Consider the following 18,740-nt stretch of genomic DNA (forward strand, 5'->3'; position numbering starts at 1 on the left):
GCATGACCGAGAAGAAAGGGCGTAGTATGGCCGGACTGCCGTGGATTGCGGCGATGGCCTTTTTTATGCAGGCGCTGGACGCCACCATTCTGAATACCGCCCTTCCGGCAATAGCCCATAGCCTCAACCGTTCGCCGCTGGCAATGCAGTCCGCGATCATCAGCTATACGCTAACGGTAGCAATGCTCATTCCGGTCAGCGGATGGCTGGCCGACCGCTTCGGCACGCGGAAAGTGTTTATTATTGCCGTCGGCCTGTTTACGCTCGGCTCCCTCGCCTGCGCGCTTTCCGGCTCCCTGATGGAGCTGGTCATCTTTCGCGTCATTCAAGGGGTTGGCGGCGCGATGATGATGCCGGTCGCGCGGCTGGCATTATTGCGGGCCTATCCACGCAGCGAGCTGCTGCCGGTGCTGAACTTCGTAACGATGCCGGGGCTTGTCGGCCCTATTCTTGGTCCCGTTCTCGGCGGCGTGCTGGTGACCTGGGCCAGCTGGCACTGGATTTTCCTGATCAATATTCCCATTGGCATTATTGGCATCCTTTATGCGCGTAAATGCATGCCGGACTTCACTACGCCACGCCGACGTTTCGATACCCGCGGATTTTTGCTCTTTGGGCTAAGCCTGGTGCTGTTCTCCAGCGGTATCGAACTGTTTGGCGAGAAAATCGTCGCCAGCTGGATCGCGCTGACGGTTATCGCCCTTAGCGTTCTTTTACTGCTGGCCTATATTCGCCATGCCCGCCGCCATCCAGCTCCGCTGATCTCGCTTTCTTTATTTAAGACCCGAACATTTTCAGTGGGTATCGCCGGTAATCTGGCAACGCGTCTGGGTACGGGCTGCGTGCCGTTCCTGATGCCGCTGATGCTGCAGGTCGGTTTTGGCTATTCGGCAATCATCGCCGGCTGCATGATAGCGCCAACCGCCGTCGGCTCTATTATCGCGAAATCTACCGTTACGCAGATCCTGCGCTGGCTCGGCTACCGGAAAACGCTGGTAGGGGTAACGATATTTATCGGCCTGATGATCGCCCAGTTCTCGTTCCAGTCGCCCGCGATGCCCGTCTGGATGCTGCTGCTGCCGCTCTTCGTTCTGGGGATGGCAATGTCCACTCAGTTCACCTCAATGAACACCATTACGCTTGCCGACCTCACCGATGATAACGCCAGCGGCGGCAACAGCCTGCTCGCGGTCACGCAGCAGCTATCAATCAGTCTCGGGGTGGCGATTAGCGCGGCGGTACTGCGCTTTTATGAAGGGTTCGACAGCGCCAGTACCGTGGAGCAGTTTCACTACACCTTTATTACGATGGGCGCGATCACCGTCGTATCCGCGCTGGTGTTTATGCTGTTAAAGGCGAAGGATGGCCGCAACCTGATAAAGGAACGGCACAAACGCTAGGCTGAACCGCGAACGATAAGCTCAGGGGTGAGCTGCACGCGCTGCTGCTGCTGTCCGGGATCGGCCATCCGGTGAATCAGCACATCAATCGCCAGCTCGCCCAGCTCATCCTTTGGCTGATGGATAGTTGTCAGCGGCGGCGTCATATAGCGGGCCAGCTCGATATCGTCATAGCCCACCAGCGCCATATCCTGCGGAATACGCAGCCCGGCCTGGTAAAGCGACTGATATGCCCCAAACGCCATGGCGTCGTTGCCGACAAATACCGCCTGCGGGCGTTCCGATAAGGTCAGCAGCTCCTGCATCGCGCTGAATCCACCGCCAAATTCAAAGTCGCTGGTAATCACGTATCCCTCAGCCACTTCCAGCCCGGCGCGGGACATCGCGGCGTGATAGCCCTCCAGGCGCAGCCGCGACGGCGTTTTATCCAGCGGGCCGGCGATACAGGCAATCCGGGTATACCCCTGGTCTATCAGGTACTGGGTCGCCATATCGCCCCCCAGCAGCGAGTTATCCTGAATCAGATCGCTGTCGCCATCAAACGGCGCCCAGTCCATCATCACCGTTGGCACCGAAGGATAGCGCTGCATAATTTCTGGCGAAGGCTGATGCGTCTCGGTACAGAGCAGCAGTAAGCCATCGACGCGCTTTTGCATCAGCGTTTCGAGATTACTGTTCATGCGCTGCTCGTCACCTTCCGTATTGCACAGCACCAGGCTATAGCCGCGTTCAAAACAGCTACGCTCTACGCCGCGCACCAGCTCAGAATAAAACGGGTTGGTACTGGCGGTAATCAGCATACCGATGGTGCGGGTTTGATTGAGCTTGAGGCTACGCGCCAGAGCGGACGGCGCGTAGTTAAGGTTTTTGATCGCCGCGTCCACTTTGGCGGTAACCGCCTCGCTGACGAAACGATCTTTATTAATGACGTGGGAAACCGTCGAGGTGGAAACGCCCGCCTCGCGGGCCACATCCTTCATGGTAGCCAAGCGTTACCCCTGTTGACGTAAAAATTCGTCGATTTCTTTTCGCCACGGCACTGAAGGCTGCGCGCCTTTGCGGGTAACGGCAATGGCGGCGGCGGCATGGGCAAAGCGGATGGCCTCTGCCAGCGCGGTCCCTTCCAGTAATGCGGTGACCAGGGCGCCGTTAAAGGTATCGCCCGCGGCAATGGTATCGATGGCCTGAACCTTAAAGCCCGGGACCCGGCGGCCTTCGCCATCGTGGCTCACCCAGACGCCGCGGCTGCCGAGCGTAATAATAACGGTACCGATACCTTTTTTATGGAGCGCGTTAGCCGCTTTGGCCGCATCGTCATCGTTTTCGACGCGAATACCGGTCAGCTTCTCCGCTTCCGTTTCGTTAGGGGTGATGATATCCACCAGCGCCAGCAGTTCATCCGACAGCTCGCGCGCCGGGGCCGGATTCAGCACCACGCTTGTTTGATGCTGATGGGCGATTTTGGCCGCCGCCAGCACGCTCTCCAGCGGCGACTCCAGCTGCATCAGCAGCGCATCGGCGTCGGCAATACGCGCCTTCTCAGCCTCAACCTGAGCGACCGAAAGGGCGGCATTGGCGCCGGCATGAATGCCGATGACATTCTCACCTTCGCCGTTAACAAAAATAAGCGCCACGCCGGTTGATTCATCTTTTACCGCGCGCACCGGCGCGATGTCGATGTTATCGCTCGCCAGCTGGCGGCGAACGCGCTCGCCGGTATCGTCATCGCCGGTACAGGCGATAAACGCAATGTTTGCCCCGCTGCGCCCGGCGGCAACGGCCTGGTTGGCGCCTTTACCGCCGAAAGCCACCTGATAGTGGCTGCCGGTGACGGTTTCGCCCGGCGTCGGGAAAGATTTAAGGTTAAGAATGTGATCGGCATTGATGCTGCCAAGGACGACAAGTTTGCCTGCGGTTTTCATCATTTGAGTTCCCGGGAAAGCGCGCCACCGGACTCCGGTGGCGCATGCCCTGCTTTTCTTTTTTATGTTGTCCCTCGGACCGTTGCCGGCCCGAATCGCATATTACTACTGCTTAATGACCAGTTTCAGCTCAACCGGATAGCTGGCATCCACTTTTTCACCCTTCAGCACTTTATCGGCAGTCTCGACGCCTTTCACGCCGATCTGCTCAGGCAGCTGGGCGATTGTCGCAGCTAGTTTGCCACTATTTACCGCTTTTTCGCCATCCGGAGTGCCGTCAAATCCAACCACCATCACATCGGATTTACCCGCCGTTTGTAAAGCGCGCAGTGCGCCCAGCGCCATTTCGTCGTTCTGAGCAAATACCGCCTGCACGTCCGGATGAGCCGTCAGCAGGTTCTGCATGACGTTCAGGCCCTTGGTACGGTCGAAATCTGCCGGCTGGCTCGCCAGCACGTTAAATTTGTGCGCCGCGACGGCCTGCTTAAAGCCTTCGCCACGCTCGCGCGCCGCGGATGTCCCTGCGATACCCTGCAGCTCAATAACCTTAGCGTTCTCACCCGCTTTCTTCGCAATATAGTCGCCGGCCATTTTGCCGCCGAGCACGTTATCAGAAGCAATATGGCTAACCACGTCGCCTTTCGCCGCCTGACGGTCAAGGGTAATAACCGGGATCTTCGCCTGATTAGCCATCTTCACGGCGTTACCTACCGCATCAGAGTCGGTCGGGTTGATCAGCAGCAGCTTAGCGCCACGCACCGTCAAATCCTGCACGTTGGCCAGCTCTTTTGCCGGGTTATTTTGTGAATCCAGCACCACCAGGTTGTAGCCCAGCTTGTCGGCTTCTTTCTGGGCGCCATCTTTCAGGGAGACAAAGAACGGGTTGTTAAGGGTCGAGATAACCAGGGCAATGGTATCTTTCGCCATCGCGTTGGCGCTCACGGTCGCGCTTAAAGCAACAGCAGATACCAGGGTCGCCAGTTTTTTCATATTCATAGTTAAGATGTCCTGTAGAGTTCTTAGTTACTGCTTTTTGTTATCTACCAGCACCGCCAGCAAAATGACCACCGCTTTAACGATCATCTGGTAATAGGAAGAAACGCCTAATAGGTTCAATCCGTTATTCAGGAAGCCGAGGATCAGTGCCCCAATCAGGGTACCGACGATGCGCCCCTTGCCGCCGGCCAGGCTGGTACCGCCCAGCACCACCGCCGCAATGGCATCCAGCTCATAGCCGGTCCCCGCCGTCGGCTGCGCGGAGGAGAGACGCGCCACTTCGATAATGCCCGCCAGCGAAGCCAGCAGGCCACACAGAGAATAGACGATGATTTTAACTTTATTCACGCTGATACCGGACAGGCGCGTGGCCGCTTCGTTGCCGCCCAGCGCGTAGATATAGCGGCCCAGGCGCGTGTGGTGCAGCATGTACCAGGCGGCAAGGAAGACGATCGCCATAATCCACACCGGCGTCGGGATCCCCAGCGGACGGCCGATACCAAACCAGCCAAACAGATCGGCATTATCCGTAAACCCGGTATTCACCGGGCTGCCGTTGGTGTAGACCATCGTCACCCCGCGCAGCAGCAGCATCATCACCAGCGTGGCAATAAAGGCCTGCACGCGCCCTTTCGCTACAATCACCCCGGTCACCGCACCGATGGCCGCGCCCAGCGCCAGCGCGCCGGCAATCGCCACCAGCGCATTAACCTCAAGGCCGACAATCGACGCGGCAACCGCGCCGGTCAGCGCCAGCAGGGAGCCCACCGACAGGTCGATCCCCGAAGTGAGAATAACCAGCGTCATTCCCACCGCCATAATGGCGTTAACCGAAGTCTGCTGCAGGATATTGAACAGGTTATTGACGGTAAAAAAGTTGGGGCTCATGGTCGAGACAATCGCTATCAGCACCAGCAGGGCAATCAGCGATTTTTGCTCCATCAGCCATGCTTTAGTGAAATAGCGGCGACCAGCAGCAGCCTGGGTTGTCATCTTTTTTACTCCTGATTCACACGGTTAAGCTTGCCCACAGCGGCAGCCATCAATACTTCCTGGGTGGCCTGCTCGCGTGTAAATTCACCGCCGAGATGCCCTTCATGCATCACAATGATGCGATCGCTCATGCCCAACACTTCCGGCATCTCCGAAGAGACCAGAATGATGCTCAGACCATCGGCCTTAAACTGGTTAATCAGCTGGTAGATCTCTTTCTTCGCCCCAACGTCCACGCCGCGGGTAGGCTCATCAAGGATCAGGACCTTCGGGCGGGTCATCAGCCCGCGGGCGATGGCCACCTTCTGCTGGTTACCGCCGGAGAGCAGGCCGATCGCCTGCTCCATCGATGGCGTTTTGACATTGAACAGGCGGATGAAATCGCCCACCGCCTGCTGTTCATCTTTATGCTTCAGCCGGCCGCCGGCGTGGCTGAAGTAGCGCAGCGCGGTCAGAGACATGTTTTCCTTCACCGACATGCCGAGGACTAAGCCATCGCGCTTGCGGTCTTCGGAGATATAAACGATGCCGTTCGCCAGGCCATCCTGCGGGGAGCGGGTGACCACTTCGTGCCCGTCGAGGGTGACGGAGCCGCTGCTGCGCACCAGCGCGCCGTACAGGACCTTCATCAGCTCCGTGCGCCCGGCGCCCATCAGCCCGGCGACGCCGAGAATCTCCCCCTGTCGCAGGGTAAAGGAGACGTTTTCCACGCCCGGCCCGCACAGGTTATCGACCTTGAGACGCACGGCACCCGGCGCTTTATCCAGGCGCGGATACTGGTCTTCCAGCTTGCGGCCGACCATCATCTCAATCAGCAGGTCTTCATCCAGGCTCGCCACCTCGCGCTCGGCGATAAACTGCCCGTCGCGAAAGACGGTAACATCGTCGCAAATCTCGAAGATCTCTTTCATGCGGTGGGAGATATAGACGATCCCGCGCCCCTGAGATTTCAGCTCGCGGATAACGCGGAACAGGGAGGCCGTTTCGGTGTCGGTCAGGGCGTCCGTCGGCTCATCCATAATGATGACCTTCGACTCAAAGCTCAGCACCTTGGCAATTTCAACCATCTGCTGATCGCCAATCGACAAATCGCCCACCAGCTTTTGGCTGTTAAAACGTAAATTCAGCTTCGCCAGCAGCTTGTCCGCTTCGGCATACATCGTTTTCCAGTCGATTTTGCCAAACCGGTTCACGAACTCACGGCCGAGGAAAATATTCTCCGCGATCGTCAGCTGGGGGATGAGGTTGAGTTCCTGGTGGATAATACCGATCCCGGCTTCCTGAGAGGATTTCGGTCCGTTGAAGGTGGTCTCTTTTCCTAACCACGTTAAGGAGCCGGCGTCGCGGGCGTAGATCCCGGTCAGCACCTTCATCATGGTGGACTTACCGGCACCGTTTTCGCCAACCAGCGCCATTACCCGGCCGGCATAGACGTTGAGCGCGGCGCCGGAGAGCGCTTTGACGCCTGGGAACGCTTTATCGATCCCTTTTAACTGCAATAAGGCTTCCATATCGGCGACCTCAGAACGTGACGCCGGCACAGAGAATGACGTTCGCAAACGGGGAGCACTCCCCGCTGCGAATCACCGCCTGACTATCCGCGGTTTGTTTTTTAAACTGCTCATGACTGGTGTAACGAATTTCAATGGTGTTTCCCTGGTATTGCTGCAGCAGCTCAAGGTGAGTGAGCAACGTCGCATGGAGCTGCGGATTATGAGTTTTAATCTCTTCCGCAAGGATCGCCGCTTCAACCTGCATTTCCGCCGTTACCACCTCCAGAACCTGCATAAAGGAGGGAACGCCCTGGGTTAATGCCATATCAATACGCGCGCTGCTGCGGGGAACCGGCAACCCGGCATCGCAGACCACCAGCGTATCGGTATGGCCCAGGCGGGAGATAACCGAGGAAATATCAGCGTTAAGTACGGTGCCCTTTTTCATTTTTCTCTTCTGCTCCAGTAGCGAAACGTTTCGCTGAACAGAGTATTGTCAAAATACGCGCAGAAAACCACCGCCAAAAGAGAGAAATGTGATCGCCATCGAAACGTTTCGCAAGCGTGGGGAGAGAAAAGTGAGCGCAGGCAAAAAACAATAAAAAGCCCTTCGCAAGGAAGGGCTTCGGAACATCAAATTTCGACCTGGGTACCCAGCTCAATGACCCGGTTAGGCGGGATCTCAAACTGATCCGGCGCCCGCAGGGCGTTGCGCTGCAGCAGGAGATAGAGCTTGCCGCGCAGCCGCAGATACCACGGCCGTTTGCCGATAATCAGCGATTCATGCGACATGAAGAATGAGGTTTCCATCATCCGACAGCTCAGCCCTTCCAGCCCGCAGCGGTGGAAAACTTCTTCCACATTCGGCGTTTCGCGCCAGCCGTAGCTCGCCACCACGCGCCAGAACGACGGTGAGATTTGCTCGATCTGCACCCGGCGAACGTTGTGCACGTAAGGCGCATCTTCGGTCCGCAGCGTCAGCAGGATCACCCGCTCATGCAGCACCTTGTTGTGCTTGAGGTTGTGCAGCAGGGCAAACGGGATAACGTTTAGGGCGCGGGACATATAGACCGCCGTGCCCGGCACGCGGACCGGCGGCGATTTCTCCAGCGAAGAGATCATTGCTTCCAGCGAGTTGCCGTGTTCATGCATCCGGCGCAGCAGGCGGAAACGCTCGCTCTTCCAGGTGGTCATCACGGTGAACATCACCAGGCCAAGGGTCAGCGGCAGCCAGCCGCCGGAGACGATTTTATCCAGGTTGGCCGAGAACAGCGGCAGGTCGATGCACATAAAGGCGATAAACAGCAGCGCCACGAGGAATTTATTCCAGTGCCAGTTTTGACGCGCCACGGTGGTGAACAGGATAGTGGTCAGCACCATGGTGCCGGTCACCGCGATACCGTACGCCGCCGCCAGGTTGGAGGAGTGCTCGAAGCTGATAATCACAATGACCACCGAAACGTACAGCAGCCAGTTGATGAACGGGATATAAATCTGCCCGGACTCCATCTCGGAGGTATGGATGATGCGCATTGGCGACAGGTATCCCAGGCGCACCGCCTGGCGGGTCAACGAGAAGACCCCGGAAATAACCGCCTGGGAGGCAATTACCGTCGCCAGAGCGGCGATAATCAGCATCGGGATCAGCGCCCATTCAGGCGCCAGCAGGAAGAACGGGTTTTTGATCGCCTCAGGATGTTTGAGCAGCAGCGCCCCCTGGCCGAAGTAGTTCAGCACCAGCGAAGGCAGCACCACGGAGAACCACGCTAAGCGGATAGGCAATTTACCGAAGTGGCCCATATCGGCATACAGCGCCTCAACGCCGGTAATGGACAGCACCACCGCCCCGAGGGCGACAAAAGAGACGGTCTTATATTCGAGGAAGAAGTGCACCGCCCAGTACGGGTTCAGCGCCTGCAAGACTTCCGGATTATCAATGATGCTGCGCGCACCAAGCACCGCCAGCAGCAGGAACCAAATCAGCATAATCGGCGCAAACAGCTTACCCACCATACTGGTGCCGTGCTTCTGGATGGCAAACAGCAGCGTCAGCACAATAATGGATATCGGAACAACCCAAGTATCCAGATTGGGCGCAATAATTTCCAGCCCCTCAATCGCCGACATCACCGAGATCGCCGGGGTGATGACCACCTCGCCATAGAAGAAGCTGCCGCCAATCAGCCCAAGGATAACCAGCACCGACGTCATTCGCGCGGACGTATTGCGTCCCGCTAGCGACATTAGCGTCAGGATGCCCCCCTCTCCGGCGTTGTCCGCCCGCATTACGAAGGTGATATATTTGAGTGATACGGTAAAAATTAACAGCCAGAAAATTAGCGACAGAAAGCCAAAAACGGCATCACGTTCAACGCCAAACCCAAACTGACCTGACAGACATTCACGCAGTGTATACAGCGGGCTGGTGCCAATATCGCCGTATACCACGCCGATTGCCGCCAGCGTTACTGCCGGAAGCGATTGCTTATTATCAGAGCTCATAGACTAGTCTTTTCGTTTATACATATCATTTTTCAAGCTGCTTCTGCGCAGGTGGCGTCCAGAAATCCCGCTCACATAGCCGTGCGCCAGGGGATTTCATCCCTTGCTGCCTTGCCGCATCCTGAATGTTTTTGTGTATATAAAACAAATGTGTTCCCGGTCCTCAGGCTCACAAAAAGCGCACAGTATGCACGATTCTTTGCTGAATCGTACCCCTAACGGACACCATATTAACCTGGCTCAAAGAAAATAAATCGAATCTTCAGGCTATTACCACACCTAATCAAACATCTATACTCGACTCAATAACGACACATGAAAAAGCACGCAACTCAATTATGGCTCAATCACATTTACTGGCAGAAAGAATTTCCCGGCTCAGCGCGGCGCTGGAAAAAGGTTTGTTTGAACGCAGTCATGCGATACGGCTCTGTCTGCTGGCCGCGCTCAGCGGCGAGAGCGTGTTTTTGCTCGGTCCGCCGGGCATCGCCAAGAGCCTGATCGCCCGCCGTCTCAAATTCGCCTTCCAGCAGGCTCGCGCCTTTGAATACCTGATGACCCGCTTCTCTACCCCGGAAGAGGTTTTTGGTCCGCTGTCGATCCAGGCCCTGAAGGATGAAGGCCGTTACGAGCGCTTAACCGCAGGCTACCTGCCGGAAGCGGAGATCGTCTTCCTCGATGAGATCTGGAAAGCCGGTCCGGCTATCCTTAATACCCTGCTGACCGCCATTAACGAACGCCACTTCCGCAACGGCGCCACCGAGGAGAAAATCCCGATGCGCCTACTGGTGGCGGCGTCCAATGAACTCCCGGAAGCGGATAGCAGCCTGGAAGCACTGTATGACCGAATGCTGATCCGCCTGTGGCTCGATAAGGTACAGGATAAAACCAACTTCCGCTCCATGCTGCTCAGCCAGCAGGATGAAAACAGTAATCCGGTGCCGGTTGCCCTGCAGGTCAGTAGCGAAGAGTTTGCGCAGTGGCAGCAGGATATCAGCGGCGTGAAGCTGACGGATAGCGTATTCGAGCTTGTCTATCAGCTGCGCCAGCAGCTGGAGACGCAGCCCAAGGCGCCCTACGTTTCGGACCGCCGCTGGAAAAAGGCCATTCGCCTGCTGCAGGCCAGCGCCTTCTTCAGCGGCCGCGATAGCATCGCGCCCATCGACCTGATTCTGCTGAAAGACTGCCTGTGGCACGACGTCGAAAGCATGAACCTGATGTCACAGCTGCTGGAAACCCTGATGACCAACCACGCCTGGCAGCAGCAGGCGATGCTGACGCGCCTCGGGGCGATCACCCAAAGGCGTATTCAGATCCAACAGCAGCACAGCGACAAAACCGCGCTGAAGGTTACGCGTCTCGGCGGCATGTTCAGCCGGAAAGCGCACTATGAGCTTCCCGCTGACGTAGAAGGGACAACGCTCCTTCTGCTGCTTCAGCAGCCGCTTAAGCTACACGATATGCAGGTTATCCATATTACGTTTACCCGTGAGGAGCTCTCCCACTGGCTGGAGAAGGGCGGCGAGATCCGCGGTAAGCTCAACGGCATTGGTTTTGCCCAGCCGCTAGATATGGACGTCGATACCAGCCAGCATCTGGTGGTGCGCGACGTCAGCCTGCAGGGCTCGCGGCTGGCTCTTCCCGGCAGCGAATCGCAGGAAAATATGCCTGCGGAAATTCGCCAGCAGCTGGAAGCTCTCGATGACGAGTGGCATCAGCAGCACAACCGCTTTAGCGAACAGCAAAAATGTCTGTTCATTCCCGGTGACTGGCTGGGACGTATCGAAGCCAGCCTGCAGGACGTCGGGGCGCAGATTAAACAGGCTCGTCAGCCATGACGCTGGATATGCTGAATGTCATGCTGGCAGTCAGCGAAGAGGGGATGATCGAAGAGATGCTGCTGGCGCTGCTGGCCTCCCCGCAGCTTGCCGTTTTCTTTGAAAAATTCCCGCGGCTGAAGAACATTATCGCCGCCGATATCCCGCGCTGGCGCGAAGCCGTCAGGGCCAGGCTAAAAGAGACGCATATCCCGCCAGAGCTCGATGCAGAAGTGCAGAACTATCAGCGGTCGCAGCTCCTTTCGACCTCTCAGTTCATCGTTCAGCTGCCGCAAATTCTTACGCAGCTGCACAGGCTCGAATCCCCTTTTGCCGCCCAGGCCCAGCAGCTGGCGGATGATAACCCGCACTTTACGCCCGCGCTGCACACCCTGTTCCTGCAGCGCTGGCGCCTGAGCCTGGTGGTGCAGGCCACCACTCTCAATCAGCAGCTGCTGGATGAAGAGCGCGATCGGCTGCTCAACACGATGCAGGAGCGGATGACCCTCAGCGGCCAGCTCGAGCCGGTGCTGGTGGAAAACGATAACTCCGCAGGGCGCCTGTGGGATATGAGCGCAGGCGAGCTGAAGCGCGGCGATTATCAGCTGATCGTTCGCTACGGCGATTTTCTGACGCAGCAGCCGGAGCTGATGCAGCTGGCTGAACAGCTCGGGCGCTCGCGGGAAGCAAAATCGGTCCCCAAAAAGGATGCGCCGATGGAGGCCTTTCGCAGCCTCGTGCGCGAACCGGCAACGGTACCGGAACAGGTTGATGGCCTGCAGCAAAGCGACGATATTCTGCGCCTGCTTCCGCCGGAGCTGGCCACCCTTGGGATCACCGAGCTGGAGTTCGAGTTCTACCGCAAGCTGGTGGAAAAGCAGCTGCTGACCTACCGGCTGCACGGCGACGCATGGCGGGAAAAAATCACCGAACGACCGGTTACCCGGCAGGATTTTGACGAGCAGCCGCGCGGGCCATTTATCGTCTGCGTCGATACTTCAGGCTCAATGGGCGGTTTTAACGAACAGTGCGCCAAGGCGTTTTGCCTGGCGTTAATGCGGATCGCCCTGGCGGACAACCGGCGCTGCTTTATTATGCTGTTTTCCAGCGAAGTGGTGCATTACGAGCTCACCGGCCCACAGGGGCTGGAGCAGGCAATTCGTTTCCTCAGCCAGCGCTTTCGCGGCGGTACCGATCTGGCCAGCTGTTTTCGGGCCATTATTGAGCGCATGCAAAACCCGCAGTGGGTGGATGCCGATGCGGTGGTCATTTCTGATTTTATCGCCCAGCGCCTGCCGGATGAGGTGATCAATAAGGTGGGAGAACTTCAGCGCAGTCACCAGCATCGCTTTCACGCGGTGGCGATGTCGATGCATGGCAAACCCGGGATCATGCGCATCTTCGATCATATCTGGCGCTTTGATACCGGGCTGCGTAGCCGCCTGCTGAGGCGCTGGCGGCGTTAAGGCGCGGATTAAAGCAGGGCAGCGACGCTTTCACGGACCTGTGCAGGCCATACGCCGCACTGGACCTGTCCGATGTGGTCGAGCTGCAGCAGCAGCATCGTCAAGCGCGACTGACCGATACCGCCGCCGATGGTCTGCGGCATTTCGCCGCGCAGCAGCGCCTGGTGCCACTCCAGCTTCAGGCGATCTTCATCACCGGTGATCGCCAGCTGACGCTTCAGAGCCTCGGCATCGACGCGGATCCCCATAGAAGAAAGCTCGAAGGCATCTTCCAGAACCGGGTTCCACACCAGAATATCGCCGTTCAGGCCGGCAAAGCCTTCGGCAACCTCGGTGCTCCAGTCATCATAATCCGGCGCACGCACGTCGTGGCGCTGGCCATCGGTCAGCTTGCCGCCAATCCCGATAAGAAATACGGCGCCCAGCTCTTTGGCAATCGCCCGCTCGCGCCCTTTAGCGTCGAGATCCGGGTAGCGGCTCAGCAGATCCTGGCTATGAACAAACTGGATCTGCTCCGGCAGGAACGGCGTCAGGCCAAACTCTTTGCTGACGGCGGCTTCGGTCGCTTTGATCCCGGCATAGATGGCTTCTACGGTGGATTTCAGCGTCCCGTCGTGGCGTTCATCGTCGCCCATCACGCGCTCCCAGTCCCACTGGTCAACGTAAACGGAGTGGATGGCGGTCAGACGGTCTTCATCGGGGCGAAGGGCCTTCATGTGCGTGTACAGCCCTTCGCCAGCGCTGAAGTCGTGTTGTCCCAGCGTTTGACGCTTCCATTTAGCCAGTGAGTGAACGACTTCAAACTGGGCATCCGGCAGCGTTTTCACTTTTACCTGAACCGCCTTCTCGCAGCCAGACAGGTTATCCTGAGTCCCGTCCCCTACGCGGCTTAAAATGGGAGCCTGGACTTCGATCAGGCCCAGTTTGTCTTCCAGCTGGCGGGAAAAGTGAGACTTAACGAAGCTGATCTGGCGTTGTTTTGCGATGTATGCGGTTTTCATTTTTATAACTCCTGCGTCCTGTTGCTATTGATTAAGCAACAAACCAGGCCATCAATTCAATAATCAAACAACAAAAAGGTCAATACACTTTTGATTCATTAAAATATAAGGCTAATATAGAAAGAATCATCAAACATCATAAGAAAAACCAATGGAAAATTATCAGATCGACAATCTGGACCGCGGCATCCTTGAAGCGTTAATGGCCAATGCGCGCACCGCCTACGCCGAACTGGCCAAACAGTTTGGCGTCAGCCCGGGGACTATCCACGTCCGCGTGGAGAAGATGAAGCAGGCGGGCATTATTACCGGCGCGCGGATCGACGTGAATCCGAAGCAGCTCGGCTACGACGTGTGCTGCTTTATCGGCATTATCCTGAAAAGCGCTAAAGACTACCCTTCGGCGCTGGCCCGGCTTGAAAGCCTGGATGAGGTGACCGAGGCCTACTACACCACCGGCCACTACAGCATCTTTATTAAGGTGATGTGCCGCTCGATCGACGCCCTTCAGCAGGTACTTATCAACAAGATCCAAACAATCGATGAAATTCAGTCCACCGAGACGCTGATCTCCCTGCAAAACCCGATTATGCGTACCATCCGCCCGTGATCGGGCTTTTTTAATCCCACATTTTCCACAGGTAGATCCCAGCTCACACACAGCGTACAATGTGCCACACTGAATAAATGAGCGGACGATCATGGCAGACATTACTCTTATCAGCGGCAGCACCTTAGGCAGTGCGGAATATGTAGCAGAGCATCTGGCGGAAAAGCTGGAAGAAGCGGGCTACAGCAGCGAAATCCAGCACGGCCCACTGATTGAAGATCTGCCGACGGACGGGATCTGGCTGGTTATCTCCTCAACGCACGGTGCCGGCGATATTCCTGACAACCTGCTGCCTTTCTATGAGGCGCTGCAGGAGCAGAAGGCGGACCTTTCAGCCGTACGCTTTGGCTCAGTCGGGATCGGCAGCCGTGAATATGACACCTTCTGCGGCGCAATCGACAAGATTGACGATGCGTTGAAGGCATGCGGAGCGAAACAGATCGGCGAAACGCTGAAGATTAACGTCCTCGATCATGAGATTCCGGAAGATCCGGCCGAGATTTGGCTGGGATCCTGGAAAAATTTGATCTAATTTTTGTAAAGATCGCCCGATCATCTGTGGATAACTATGCTTAAAACCACTGATCAACCGGTAGTTATCCAAAGCATAAGCGTTGACTGCTTTTTGAGCTGTGCATAACCCTTCATTTTGATCCCAGCTTATACGGAACAGGATCACCGATCATTCACAGAAAGTGATCCTCCTTAACCGATTGATCTTAAAACGCGGATCCGGCTTATCCACAGAAAGGTCCGATCCTAATAAGAGATCACAATAAAACAGATCTCTAAATAAAAGATCTTCTTTTAAATACTCAAGATCCCGGAGCTTTCTCGGAAGTCGAAAGTTGAGTAGAATCCACGGCCCGGGCTTCAATCCATTTTCAAACCGCTTTATGCGAGGCATACCACCATGTTTTATCAGGATCCTTTTGACGTCATCATCATTGGCGGGGGTCATGCAGGCACTGAGGCCGCAATGGCCGCAGCGCGTATGGGTCAGCAGACCCTGCTTTTGACACACAATATCGACACTCTGGGGCAGATGAGCTGCAACCCGGCGATTGGCGGCATTGGGAAAGGACACCTGGTAAAAGAAGTGGATGCTCTTGGCGGCCTGATGGCGAAAGCGATCGACCATGCGGGCATTCAGTTTAGGATACTAAACGCCAGCAAAGGCCCGGCGGTACGCGCTACTCGGGCTCAGGCAGACCGCGTGCTCTACCGCCAGGCGGTACGGACGGCGCTGGAAAACCAGCCCAATCTGATGATCTTCCAGCAGGCGGTTGAGGATCTGATTGTCGAAAACGATCGCGTTGTCGGCGCAGTGACCCAGATGGGGCTGAAGTTCCGCGCCAAAGCGGTTGTCCTGACCGTCGGAACCTTCCTTGACGGCAAGATCCACATCGGACTGGATAACTACAGCGGCGGTCGTGCAGGCGATCCGCCGGCGATCTCGCTCTCCCGCCGCTTACGCGAACTGCCGCTGCGCGTCAGCCGTTTGAAAACCGGTACTCCGCCGCGTATTGACGCGCGCACCATCGATTTCAGCGTCCTGGCACAGCAGCATGGCGATGACCCAATGCCGGTATTCTCGTTCATGGGATCTGCGGATCAGCATCCGCGTCAGGTGCCGTGCTACATCACCCACACCAACGAGAAAACGCACGACGTCATCCGCAATAACCTCGATCGCAGCCCGATGTACGCCGGGGTGATTGAAGGTATCGGCCCGCGCTACTGCCCGTCGATCGAAGATAAGGTGATGCGCTTTGCCGATCGCAACCAGCATCAGATCTTCCTCGAGCCGGAAGGCCTGACCTCTAACGAAATTTATCCGAACGGCATCTCCACCAGCCTGCCGTTCGATGTCCAGATGCAGATTGTTCGCTCAATGCAGGGTATGGAGAACGCCAAAATCGTTCGCCCTGGCTACGCCATTGAGTATGATTTCTTCGATCCGCGCGACCTGAAGCCGACGCTGGAAAGCAAATATATCCAGGGTCTGTTCTTCGCCGGCCAGATTAACGGCACCACCGGCTACGAAGAAGCCGCGGCCCAGGGCCTGCTTGCCGGTCTGAACGCCGGTCGCTTCTCTGCCGAAAAAGAGGGCTGGGCGCCGGGTCGCTCTCAGGCCTACCTTGGCGTGCTGGTAGACGATCTGTGCACCCTCGGTACCAAAGAACCGTACCGCATGTTTACCTCCCGCGCGGAGTATCGCCTGATGCTGCGCGAAGATAACGCCGATCTGCGCCTGACCGAACAGGGTCGCGAGCTGGGTCTGGTGGATGACGAGCGCTGGGCGCGCTTCAATCAGAAGCTGGAAAGCATCGAACTTGAGCGTCAGCGACTGAAAACGAGCTGGGTCAACCCGCAGGCCGCAGGCGTCGAAGAAGTGAATGCTCACCTCACCGCGCCGCTCTCACGCGAAGCCAGCGGCGAGGATCTGCTCCGTCGTCCGGAGATGACCTATCAACAGCTGGTGCAGCTGTCGCCTTTCGCTCCGGGTCTGCAGGACCCGCAGGCGGCTGAGCAGGTTGAGATCCAGGTTAAGTATGAAGGCTATATCGCTCGTCAGCAGGATGAGATCGAAAGACACCAGCGCAATGAAAACACCTTGCTGCCTGCTACGCTTGATTATCGTCAGGTCATTGGGCTCTCCAATGAGGTGATTGCCAAGCTGAACGATCATAAACCGTCTTCAATCGGCCAGGCATCGCGCATTTCTGGCGTGACGCCTGCGGCGATCTCCATTCTGCTGGTCTGGCTGAAAAAGCAGGGGATGCTGCGCCGCAGCGCCTGATCCTCAGACAGGTTTTTTGGCGGATTGCGTCCCGTTTTCCGCCTCGTTGTTCATCAGCCCGGTAAGCGTTTTCGCCTCCGGGCTCATTATTTTTAGACAGGTACCGACCGTGCTCAACAAACTTTCTCGTCTACTGGATGAAGCGGCTATTACGCTCACCGATCATCAGAAAAATCAGCTGGTAGCGTATGTTGGACTGCTGGATAAGTGGAACAAAGCCTACAACCTGACCTCCGTTCGCGACCCGAATGAGATGCTGGTGCGGCATATTCTCGACAGCATCGTCGTTGCACCCTATCTTCAAGGAAGCCGTTTTATCGATGTCGGCACCGGTCCAGGACTGCCCGGTATTCCGCTGGCCATCGTACGCCCTGAATCCCATTTCACCCTGCTGGACAGCCTTGGCAAGCGCGTGCGCTTTCTCCGTCAGGTTCAGCATGAGCTGAAGCTTGAGAACGTGACGCCGGTGCAGAGTAGGGTAGAGGCGTTCCCGGCCGAGCCGCCGTTTGATGGCGTGATCAGCCGCGCGTTCGCCTCGCTGAATGATATGGTGAGCTGGTGCCACCATTTGCCGGCAGAAGAGGGGCATTTTTACGCGCTTAAGGGCGTGGCTCAGGCAGAGGAGCTCACCGATTTGCCTGCCGGATACGCGGTGAGCGAGGTGATTAAACTGCGAGTCCCTCAGCTGGAAGGGGAGCGCCACCTGGTGGTTATTAAATCAAAAAAGATTTAATTTTTACCAAAAAATGTGGAAAAAATGTCACCTGCGGATGTTACAAAAATGAACATAACGCCGGGGTATTATCGGGAGGCATTTAACCATATTTTCACTATGGCTTTTCTGGCGATTAACTTTTGCTGATTCATTTACCAGAACAATAGTCAACTTTGAAAATATCAGCTCGCTACAAATCAAGGCGCTGAACAGGCATATGGTTGTTAAATATTTATTATAAATGTCAATAAAACGTTTTTAATGTATGTAGGGTTGTTTTGGAAAAAGTCCCTGGTTTTTATGTTGAATATCAAAAGGATGAAAATTCATGATTTATGAACAAAATTAATTCAGCAAAACCCTAAATGTTTATAATGTGATCTAATGCACGCTTTATAGGCCGTGTTTTCTCGGTATTTGCAGTTTTGCATGATCGCTCACAGATTGGCAAAATGCAGGAAAAGTTGCCTGTCAGAAAATAATTAAACATTTATTCACTATTTTGCTACTTATTGTTTGAATTCACGGGTTGTCACCGTATAATTTGTCCGCTTTTTGATGCTTGACTCTTCGCCTCAAAGGACGTTTTATACGACACGCGACATACCTCGAAGGGAGCAGGAGTAAAAACGTGATGTCTGTGTCGCTCTTGAGTCGAAACGTTGCTCGTAAGCTTCTGTTTATTCAGTTACTGGCAGTAATAGCAAGTGGACTGCTGTTCAGCCTCAAAGACCCCTTCTGGGGCATCTCTGCACTATGCGGAGGTTTGGCGGTGGTTGTGCCAAACATAATGTTTATGATTTTTGCCTGGCGTCATCAGGCGCATACACCAGCTAAAGGCCGAATGGCCTGGACCTTCGCTATCGGTGAAGCTTCCAAGGTGTTGCTGACCTTCGCCCTCCTCGTGATGGCGCTGGCCGTTTTCAAAGTGGTATTTTTACCGCTGATCGTGACGTGGGTTTTGGTGCTGGTGGTACAAATTCTGGCACCAGCTGTAATTAACAACAAAGGGTAAAAGGCAT

Annotated in this window: 16 protein-coding genes; 8 read left to right on the forward strand and 8 right to left on the reverse strand. The window is 56.1% G+C overall.

Annotated elements, in window-relative coordinates; all coding sequences use genetic code 11:
• The first annotated feature begins 2 nt into the window (after positions 1-2).
• Positions 3-1,400 carry a multidrug transporter subunit MdtD gene (gene mdtD, locus MMW58_RS28420; RefSeq protein WP_133600277.1) on the forward strand — a complete coding sequence of 466 codons (1,398 nt, stop codon included), beginning with the start codon at positions 3-5 and terminating at the stop codon, positions 1,398-1,400.
• Here the strand turns inward: mdtD and rbsR are convergent.
• The 7 genes from rbsR to kup form a co-directional block, all read right to left on the reverse strand.
• Positions 1,397-2,380, reverse strand: a complete 984-nt coding sequence (gene rbsR, locus MMW58_RS28425; protein ID WP_166646206.1) for a ribose operon transcriptional repressor RbsR — start codon at positions 2,378-2,380, stop codon at positions 1,397-1,399. The genes mdtD and rbsR overlap by 4 nt on opposite strands.
• A gap of 12 nt (positions 2,381-2,392) precedes the next feature.
• Positions 2,393-3,325, reverse strand: a complete 933-nt coding sequence (gene rbsK / locus MMW58_RS28430; RefSeq protein ID WP_166646198.1) for a ribokinase — start codon at positions 3,323-3,325, stop codon at positions 2,393-2,395.
• Positions 3,326-3,427: 102 nt separating this feature from the next.
• The gene (gene rbsB, locus MMW58_RS28435) at positions 3,428-4,318 is read right to left on the reverse strand and encodes a ribose ABC transporter substrate-binding protein RbsB (protein ID WP_241722547.1); all 891 of its coding nucleotides are present in this window, start codon (positions 4,316-4,318) and stop codon (positions 3,428-3,430) included.
• Between the two features lie 27 nt (positions 4,319-4,345).
• The gene (gene rbsC / locus MMW58_RS28440) at positions 4,346-5,311 is read right to left on the reverse strand and encodes a ribose ABC transporter permease (RefSeq protein ID WP_041143370.1); all 966 of its coding nucleotides are present in this window, start codon (positions 5,309-5,311) and stop codon (positions 4,346-4,348) included.
• Positions 5,312-5,316: 5 nt separating this feature from the next.
• Complete coding sequence (gene rbsA, locus MMW58_RS28445) at positions 5,317-6,822, reverse strand: ribose ABC transporter ATP-binding protein RbsA (protein ID WP_133600275.1); 1,506 nt, start codon at positions 6,820-6,822, stop codon at positions 5,317-5,319.
• Positions 6,823-6,832: 10 nt separating this feature from the next.
• Positions 6,833-7,252 (reverse strand): D-ribose pyranase, encoded by a 420-nt coding sequence (gene rbsD, locus MMW58_RS28450; protein WP_045853722.1) that lies wholly within the window; start codon positions 7,250-7,252, stop codon positions 6,833-6,835.
• 185 nt (positions 7,253-7,437) lie between these two features.
• Positions 7,438-9,306, reverse strand: coding sequence for a low affinity potassium transporter Kup (gene kup / locus MMW58_RS28455; RefSeq protein ID WP_133600274.1), 1,869 nt, complete (start codon positions 9,304-9,306; stop codon positions 7,438-7,440).
• Between the two features lie 338 nt (positions 9,307-9,644).
• On the opposite strand from kup, the gene ravA reads away from it, so the two are divergent.
• Together ravA and viaA are read left to right on the forward strand one after the other, a co-directional pair.
• A complete protein-coding gene (gene ravA / locus MMW58_RS28460; RefSeq protein WP_133600273.1) occupies positions 9,645-11,144 on the forward strand; it encodes an ATPase RavA in 1,500 nt (499 codons plus the stop codon).
• Positions 11,141-12,589 carry an ATPase RavA stimulator ViaA gene (viaA, locus tag MMW58_RS28465; RefSeq protein WP_241722548.1) on the forward strand — a complete coding sequence of 483 codons (1,449 nt, stop codon included), beginning with the start codon at positions 11,141-11,143 and terminating at the stop codon, positions 12,587-12,589. Before ravA ends, viaA begins: the two co-directional genes overlap by 4 nt.
• A gap of 8 nt (positions 12,590-12,597) precedes the next feature.
• On the opposite strand, the gene asnA is transcribed toward viaA, so the two are convergent.
• Complete coding sequence (asnA, locus tag MMW58_RS28470) at positions 12,598-13,590, reverse strand: aspartate--ammonia ligase (protein WP_159236687.1); 993 nt, start codon at positions 13,588-13,590, stop codon at positions 12,598-12,600.
• A gap of 151 nt (positions 13,591-13,741) precedes the next feature.
• Here asnA and asnC point away from each other — a divergent pair, with 151 nt between their 5' ends.
• The 5 genes from asnC to atpI all read left to right on the forward strand — a co-directional run bounded on the left by asnC (position 13,742) and on the right by atpI (position 18,733).
• Positions 13,742-14,200 carry a transcriptional regulator AsnC gene (gene asnC, locus MMW58_RS28475; protein ID WP_045853727.1) on the forward strand — a complete coding sequence of 153 codons (459 nt, stop codon included), beginning with the start codon at positions 13,742-13,744 and terminating at the stop codon, positions 14,198-14,200.
• A gap of 91 nt (positions 14,201-14,291) precedes the next feature.
• Entirely contained in the window at positions 14,292-14,732 is a 441-nt protein-coding gene (mioC, locus tag MMW58_RS28480) for an FMN-binding protein MioC (RefSeq protein WP_133600271.1), read from the forward strand.
• 381 nt (positions 14,733-15,113) lie between these two features.
• Positions 15,114-17,003, forward strand: coding sequence for a tRNA uridine-5-carboxymethylaminomethyl(34) synthesis enzyme MnmG (gene mnmG / locus MMW58_RS28485; RefSeq protein ID WP_045853729.1), 1,890 nt, complete (start codon positions 15,114-15,116; stop codon positions 17,001-17,003).
• Between the two features lie 109 nt (positions 17,004-17,112).
• A complete protein-coding gene (rsmG, locus tag MMW58_RS28490) occupies positions 17,113-17,736 on the forward strand; it encodes a 16S rRNA (guanine(527)-N(7))-methyltransferase RsmG (protein ID WP_241722549.1) in 624 nt (207 codons plus the stop codon).
• A 616-nt stretch (positions 17,737-18,352) separates the two neighbouring features.
• Positions 18,353-18,733 carry a F0F1 ATP synthase subunit I gene (gene atpI, locus MMW58_RS28495; RefSeq protein WP_133600269.1) on the forward strand — a complete coding sequence of 127 codons (381 nt, stop codon included), beginning with the start codon at positions 18,353-18,355 and terminating at the stop codon, positions 18,731-18,733.
• Positions 18,734-18,740 lie beyond the last annotated feature (7 nt).

Origin of the sequence: Klebsiella sp. HC6, assembly GCF_022605325.1 — a bacterium.
Taxonomy (GTDB): domain Bacteria; phylum Pseudomonadota; class Gammaproteobacteria; order Enterobacterales; family Enterobacteriaceae; genus Klebsiella; species Klebsiella terrigena.

Bases quoted from the DNA above. Each gene is read 5' to 3' on its own strand.
- mdtD (WP_133600277.1), top strand. From the start codon at position 3: ATGACCGAGAAGAAAGGGCGTAGTATGGCCGGACTGCCGTGGATTGCG.
- rbsR (WP_166646206.1), bottom strand. From the start codon at position 2,380: ATGAAGGATGTGGCCCGCGAGGCGGGCGTTTCCACCTCGACGGTTTCC.
- rbsK (WP_166646198.1), bottom strand. From the start codon at position 3,325: ATGATGAAAACCGCAGGCAAACTTGTCGTCCTTGGCAGCATCAATGCC.
- rbsB (WP_241722547.1), bottom strand. From the start codon at position 4,318: ATGAATATGAAAAAACTGGCGACCCTGGTATCTGCTGTTGCTTTAAGC.
- rbsC (WP_041143370.1), bottom strand. From the start codon at position 5,311: ATGACAACCCAGGCTGCTGCTGGTCGCCGCTATTTCACTAAAGCATGG.
- rbsA (WP_133600275.1), bottom strand. From the start codon at position 6,822: ATGGAAGCCTTATTGCAGTTAAAAGGGATCGATAAAGCGTTCCCAGGC.
- rbsD (WP_045853722.1), bottom strand. From the start codon at position 7,252: ATGAAAAAGGGCACCGTACTTAACGCTGATATTTCCTCGGTTATCTCC.
- kup (WP_133600274.1), bottom strand. From the start codon at position 9,306: ATGAGCTCTGATAATAAGCAATCGCTTCCGGCAGTAACGCTGGCGGCA.
- ravA (WP_133600273.1), top strand. From the start codon at position 9,645: ATGGCTCAATCACATTTACTGGCAGAAAGAATTTCCCGGCTCAGCGCG.
- viaA (WP_241722548.1), top strand. From the start codon at position 11,141: ATGACGCTGGATATGCTGAATGTCATGCTGGCAGTCAGCGAAGAGGGG.
- asnA (WP_159236687.1), bottom strand. From the start codon at position 13,590: ATGAAAACCGCATACATCGCAAAACAACGCCAGATCAGCTTCGTTAAG.
- asnC (WP_045853727.1), top strand. From the start codon at position 13,742: ATGGAAAATTATCAGATCGACAATCTGGACCGCGGCATCCTTGAAGCG.
- mioC (WP_133600271.1), top strand. From the start codon at position 14,292: ATGGCAGACATTACTCTTATCAGCGGCAGCACCTTAGGCAGTGCGGAA.
- mnmG (WP_045853729.1), top strand. From the start codon at position 15,114: ATGTTTTATCAGGATCCTTTTGACGTCATCATCATTGGCGGGGGTCAT.
- atpI (WP_133600269.1), top strand. From the start codon at position 18,353: ATGTCTGTGTCGCTCTTGAGTCGAAACGTTGCTCGTAAGCTTCTGTTT.